Origin of the sequence: Sulfitobacter sp. 1A15299, assembly GCF_043556915.1 — a bacterium.
Taxonomy (GTDB): Bacteria; Pseudomonadota; Alphaproteobacteria; order Rhodobacterales; family Rhodobacteraceae; genus Sulfitobacter.
The window spans coordinates 1-6,244 of record NZ_JBIFFJ010000060.1; the positions used below are offsets into that span (position 1 = coordinate 1).

Sequence of the window (6,244 nt, forward strand, 5' to 3'; positions counted from 1 at the left end):
CACGGCTTATATCCATGAGGCCAACATACCGGACCTCGTTCGCCACTGGAGAGCGACCGCCGCAATCACACCATGTTCTTTGGAAGTTGTGGATGACGAAGAACGGCTGTCACGCATGTGAGTTGTGAGACTTGGTGCCGGATCTGTCCACCGCGGTGGACATCGGCCGGTCGGAGAAACACGGAATGACCGCGCAGAAGCGCCCTATTGGAATTTGGCTCGGTAGCTATGATGCGTGTGGAAAGACCGCGGGTCATCCTGCCGTTACCCATGTTGGGCCGTTCGTGGTTGTAAGACCAGAGCCACTCCGTGGCAATCTGCTGAACCGCCTCAATGCTTTCGAAAATGTAAAGGTCCAGCCATTCGTGCCGGACCGTCCGGTTGTAGCGCTCGACATAGGCATTCTGCTGGGGCTTGCCGGGTTGGATATAAGACAGGGTGATGCCCTTGTTCTCAGCCCATTCCATGAGGGTGCCGCTGATGTATTCCGGGCCCTTATCGAAACAAATTGTTCCAAGAGCACCGCGCCATTCGATGATCTGGTTCAGCGCCCGCACGACCCGCTCAGCAGGCAGCGAGAAGTCGATCTCGATGCCCAAGCCCTCGCGGTTGAAATCATCCAGGACATTCAACAGCGAAAACTGGCGACCGTCGCCGAGGCGATCCGCCATGAAGTCCATCGACCACACCTCGTTCGGTGCGTCCGGCACAGCCAGCTCATCAGGTTTGTCCCGCTTCATCCGTTTGCGCAGCTTGATCCTGCGGTTCAGTTCCAACTCGCGGTAGATCCGATACACCCGCTTGTGGTTCCAGCCATGCCCCTAGACGTTGCGCAGGTAGAGAAAGCACAGACCGAAGCCCCAGCTCTTCTTCGCTGCTGTCAGCCCCAATAGCAGATCCGCGATTTGCTCGTTCTCATCGTCTAGGTTGGGGCTGTACCGATAGCAGGTCTCACTGACGTCGAACGCCCGGCACGCCAGCGCAATGCTGACCCCCTTCATCGCCACCGCTTTCACGGCCAACTCTCGGCGCTGAGCTCGCCGTCTCATTTTTTCCAAGCGCCTCCTTCAGGAGGTCATTCTGCATGCTGACGTCGGCATACATGCGCTTCAGGCGTCGGTTCTCCTCGGCCATCGCCTTCATCTCGCTAATCAGGCTGGCGTCCATGCCGCCGTACTTCGCCCGCCATTTGTACAGCGTGGCGCTGCTCATGCCATGTTCCCGGCACAGTTCGGCGGCAGGCACAACGCCCTCCATCTGGCGCAGCACGCCCATGATCTGCGCCTCGGTGAATCGTGTCTTCTTCATCGGAATCTCCTCGTTCATCCTGCCGAGAAAATTTTTCTTCCGCATCTCCTTTAGATCGGTGGGTATTACCATTGGACTAGTTGCCGGTCAGACGTCCACCGCGGTGGACACTAGGCGGTTTGCATAGCAGTTTTGGATAGACGCTTGATCAAAGCCATTGGATCAAACTGGTCTTGACGTTGGCCCAAGGTAATACTGTGAAAATACGCTCCAAAGTCCCTGATACGTTTTCCAAGTTGTAGCATGATGAAGATCGCGCATGACGCTTTCTGAGCTCCGACTGCATTCTTGGCTTTTTCGAATGTATCTGGGTGAATCCCCATCATGGGTGCAAGTGTTCGAGCATGGTTTTCAATTTCCAACCAGTTTCTAAGTCTCTCTGTGGAGAACGACGTCGCTTGATCGCAAACTGAGGTTAGCAAGTCTGGTTTCAGAGCTTCATTGCCTATGTTGCTATCTAAATCTTTTTTTTCTTCTTCAGACTTAGATTGGTGCCGGACAGTTTGTCCGTCATTGGCGGGCAATTCTACAGTTTCTGGTGGGTCATCTGGGGTATGTAAACTCTGGCATTCTCTGTCTGTGTCTGCGAGTAGCGCGTGGTATTCAGGAAGGCTCAGCTTCCTGCGTAGAGCTCTCCGTGCGTGGCTGATGAATGTGTTGCTGGGATCATGCTCTTCCAAGTGGGCGAGTTTTGTGAGGATCTGTTTGCGGGCAAATATCCGATCCCGCCGGTTATTTTCCATCTCATGTGCTATGGCGATAAGCTCGTTCGCACGTTGGAGGAGGGGGGTTAGAGATAGTCCATAACTGATGCATTCCCCGCTGGACGAGCGAACGCGGTAGCGCTTTCGGTTCGAGCTGTCATTGCGCTTGATGAAACCGAGTTCAACGAAACGGTTGATGTGTCTGCGAAGGGTCCGTTCGTCGATACCGCCGACGCGCTGGCAAATCGAGTCGTTGGACGCGAAAACCGTTTCCCCATGGCCGGGCTTCAAGAAACTGAGCATGGCTTGAAGTGTTTGGATATGGCCAGGACGCAGACCGAATACGCTACGTGCATCTCTCAGTGCCCTGAAGATGGTCCAGATGTCGGTTTCAGCCGCAGAAATTGAGCCGCAAGATGCATCAGCACCATCGGTTCTGATCGATAGTTTTGTAAATGCCATGGTTTGTTCACGACGACCGTTCGGCCCACAACTTCCCTGTCTCTTCCCAAGATTTCGCTCAGGAAAAGGCAATAAAAATCCGTCCACCGAATCGGTGACTCTTGACCAGTTTGCTGGAGGTTGCTACATCATGAGTGCTAATCGAATGATGAGGGCTCTCCAGGGGAAACTTTGGGGGGCTCTTTTCTTTCTGGTCTTCGCTTTTCTCCTCTGCTCGCGTTACTCGGTGTGGCTTGGGTTAGGACCCAGAGCCGCTCTCATTCCGCCACTGTTTGAAGAGCTGCAAAAGCGTTGCCTCCGCGCGCTCTTCGAACCATCGGCCGAATTCTGGGTTGTCCTTCTTGGCGATCTTGATGGCGATCGTTTTCTGATCGACTGTCAGTGTTCCCACGGAGCTACCGTCCCCGTCTTTGACGACGGACGTTAGGCTGCGGTTGGCTTGCTTCTTGTCGCTACGCGCCTTGTTCGAGCAAGCCGAGTAGACTGCCTGAAACTTCTCCGCGCTTGGAGTGTCGTCGGGCAGGGCGGCAATTGCCTCTTTGGCCGTGTTCACCAGATCTATCTTTTTTGAGAACGCGGCCAGGTCACCCCACTGCCGTCGTCCGATGCCATGTGCCGGCCCGATCAGCTGTACAAGCCCTTCTGGCAGTTGCTCTATGACGACGCGATGGTTGGATACGCCCTGCCGTGTCAAGCCTAGAGCATCCTGAATAACGTTTGGCTTGTAACCTGATTCCTGCATCTCTTTGATAAAAAGAGATTTCTCGATGAAAGACGGGTCTAGTCGGAGGTTGTTCTCTTGGCCCTGTGCGATCAGAGATGCGTCGTCATCCAAGGTTCGAACGATCGCCTTGACCGTTCCGCCGACCATGCGGATCGCTGCAAGTCTGCGTCGGCCGTAGATGATACGGTATCTGTCCGGTTGGGCCGATGGACGGACCATAATTGGCACTTGTTGCCCATGCTTGCGAATGCTTTCGGCCAACTCATCAATACTGGAATCCTCCAGTACCAACCGATCGCGCAGACCATCCATGTCAATCTGATCGGGCTCGATGTCCCGAATGGAATTCGCGGTAATCTCGCGCAAAGAGTCGCGCAATCCGCCAACAGATCCTGGCAGTTTTGCCGCTTTTGGCGGGGTAGGGGAGGGGGCCGCGCTCTGCTTCTCGTCCTTTGGAGGCTGATTGAAGATATTTCGGGCCATCAGCGACGCCCCCATGCCATTTGGATTGTTTGTTCCAACTCATCGCCAACGCCGTTCACGCTGGTCAGAGCGCGATCAATCGTTTTCCTGATGAACTGGCTCGGATCAACTTCGTAGACGGTTTGCTGGGTCATGCCGGCGTCCGAGATTGCTGTAGACTTCAGCATTGGCTCAGTCATGACCTGACCGGCCAAGATCGATCTCAGGTAGCCCGCCATTTGCGTCTGAGGCCCGTCCGAAGGCTCGTATCTCGTTATCAAGAACTTAACGAAGTCCCAGGTAACGCGCCGGCCAATGGCTTCTTCGACAGCCTTCACCGTTTCCGAAGCAAGCTTGAGGAACTGGCTCATAGAAGCAATGTCGAGCATGCCTGGTACCACCGTTACCAGGAGCCCCGTCGAGGCTGCCAACGCCGTTAGGGTAAGAAAACCAAGTTGAGGTGGACAGTCGATCAGAACGATGTCGTAATTCGCCTCTACTTCCTCAAGCGCTAAGGCGAGACGCTCCGCAAATATGGGCTGCACCCGGCGGGCGAGGGCGTTTGCCGTCTCAGTTTCGTATTCCGAGAGCATTAGGCCCGCTGGGACCATATCGAGCTTATGGAAGTAAGTTTTTTGGATAACGGCCGAGAGCGGAACTTGTTCCTCATATCTCAGGGCATCATAGATTGTGCCGCCTTCAGCGAACTCGAGCTCAGGCCGAAAGCCGAAAAAGGTGGTCAAACTTGCCTGCGGATCGAGATCCAAGACCAACACTCGGTAACCTCGCAAAGCATACCGTTGTGCAAGATGGATCGTTGCTGTTGTTTTTGATGATCCGCCTTTGAAATTGACGACAGATATCACCTGGAGACGATCGCCGTCACGTCGACCAGGGCGGTAGCTTTCTGCATTCTTTCCGGTGCGCCCCAGAATGTCGCGCAGCTTATCGATCTCCTGGGCTGTGTAGAACCGGTGTCCGCGGTTGTCTGTTTGAACTTCCGGGAAGCTGCCGTCCTTGTGCCGGTTGCGCAGGTTAGATGTGCTCACGCGCAGGAGGCTGGCAACTTCGGTAGAACTGAAACGGCGCAGGGACTTTCGTTCTTCGGGCTCGAAAGCGATCTTCATCTGGCGATCCAAAGATTCAGCCAGATTGTCGGCAAATGCTCCGATGTCGGAAGAGCCTATGCCTTGCGCGTATCCAACGTTACGATCATCCATGTCCTGCCGCCCACTCTCGGCCTCTGTTGAGGCTCTTGGTCATTCTGACGGTGTACAGCGCGTCTGACGCGTTTTGCCGTCAGAACGGGAATGCCACGATCAAGTGAGTCCGGCAAGAAGAATCTAGATGTAGTGTGAAAGTTATCCACAGCACCAATACGTACAGTCACATCAAGATAACCGCAAGTTGTTGATTTTACGGCAATAAGTCCACAAGACCGTGCTTCAAGCCGCTCATGAGGATTGTTTGGACGGTATTGGCTAAACCCATGCAACCAATGGCACAATTGACCTTCTGACAGTGTTTGGAGCGATAGATTCAGCTGTTTGAGCCTCTGCTAGTTACAGTTGGGAGTGAGCCGATTCTGATGAAATTAGGCCAAGCCGCTCCGCGCGTTCGAGCAACATTTTGACCGAAGACGGCTGCCAGCTGGTACGACCTCGAGGGGTCCGTTCGCGCATCGATTCCAGCCGGTCGCAGATCGCCTGCAGCGTGATTTCGGGGTCCGCGCCTTTGATCGCTGCGACGATGGCCGGCAGGCGGTCATTGGTTTCGCGGCGTCCGGCGCGGCCAAGCACCTCGGCAGGAAGGAAACCGTCTCTGACATAGGCCTTCACAGCGCGGAGCAGTCGGCTTTGTGTCCAATGGCGATCTGGGGACAGTCGGCCATTGATGATCCGCAGCAGGTCTTCCCAGGCCATATCCGGCCGCAGGCGGCGCACATGTGGCACCCAATCCTGCGCGGTTTCGTTCAGGCGCTCCATGTAGCCGTCCTGTCGCGCCAGCCGCACCTTGCGCAGCGCGGCGGGATCCTTGGCGCGTAGCCCAGGATTGCCACCAACGCGACCCTTGGCGCGCGCAGAGGCAAGCCCAGCCTTTGTGCGCTCACGTATCAGCGCGCGCTCGAACTCGGCCGCGGCACCCAGAACCTGCAGCGTGAACTTGCCTTGCGGGGATGCGGTGTCGATGGGATCCTGCAGGGAGCGGAAGAAGGCGCCCTTGGCCTCCAGACGTTCGATCACCTCCAGCAAGTGCGACAGAGACCGCGCAAGCCGGTCGATCCGCACAACGACCAGCGTATCGCCGCTCTGGACGCGTTCGAGCACGCGTGCCAGCACCGGTCGCGCGCGATTGCCGCCCGAGGCGTGCTCTTCAAAGATCTCGACGCAACCCGCAGTTTGCAGGGCCTCAGACTGGGGCAGGGGGGTCTGATCCTCTGTGGAAACACGGGCGTAGCCTATCAGGGGCATGAAATCGGGCCGTTTGCAATTTAAGGTATCGCTAATAAACGACATGGTGTGATTGCGGCGGTCGCTCTCCAGTGGCGAACGAGGTCCGGTATGTTGGCCTCATGGATATAAGC

At 55.8% G+C, this 6,244-nt stretch carries 4 protein-coding genes and 1 pseudogene; all 5 read right to left on the bottom strand.

Annotated features, from left to right (window positions below):
• Positions 1 to 224: 224 nt before the first annotated feature.
• Positions 225 to 1,308 (bottom strand): annotated as a pseudogene (locus ACGYK7_RS18845) (IS3 family transposase); the annotation flags it as partial.
• Between the two features lie 110 nt (positions 1,309 to 1,418).
• A complete protein-coding gene (gene repC / locus ACGYK7_RS18850) occupies positions 1,419 to 2,474 on the bottom strand; it encodes a plasmid replication protein RepC (RefSeq protein WP_152467388.1) in 1,056 nt (351 codons plus the stop codon).
• A gap of 238 nt (positions 2,475 to 2,712) precedes the next feature.
• A complete protein-coding gene (gene repB, locus ACGYK7_RS18855; protein WP_232237241.1) occupies positions 2,713 to 3,681 on the bottom strand; it encodes a plasmid partitioning protein RepB in 969 nt (322 codons plus the stop codon).
• The gene (repA, locus tag ACGYK7_RS18860) at positions 3,681 to 4,880 is read right to left on the bottom strand and encodes a plasmid partitioning protein RepA (protein WP_152467390.1); all 1,200 of its coding nucleotides are present in this window, start codon (positions 4,878 to 4,880) and stop codon (positions 3,681 to 3,683) included. Before repA ends, repB begins: the two co-directional genes overlap by 1 nt.
• 342 nt (positions 4,881 to 5,222) lie before the next feature.
• The gene (locus ACGYK7_RS18865; RefSeq protein WP_152467450.1) at positions 5,223 to 6,131 is read right to left on the bottom strand and encodes a recombinase family protein; all 909 of its coding nucleotides are present in this window, start codon (positions 6,129 to 6,131) and stop codon (positions 5,223 to 5,225) included.
• Positions 6,132 to 6,244 lie beyond the last annotated feature (113 nt).

Excerpts from the sequence above, each read along its gene's own strand:
- repC (WP_152467388.1), bottom strand. The coding sequence starts at position 2,474 with ATGGCATTTACAAAACTATCGATCAGAACCGATGGTGCTGATGCATCT.
- repB (WP_232237241.1), bottom strand. The coding sequence starts at position 3,681 with ATGGCCCGAAATATCTTCAATCAGCCTCCAAAGGACGAGAAGCAGAGC.
- repA (WP_152467390.1), bottom strand. The coding sequence starts at position 4,880 with ATGGATGATCGTAACGTTGGATACGCGCAAGGCATAGGCTCTTCCGAC.
- ACGYK7_RS18865 (WP_152467450.1), bottom strand. The coding sequence starts at position 6,131 with ATGCCCCTGATAGGCTACGCCCGTGTTTCCACAGAGGATCAGACCCCC.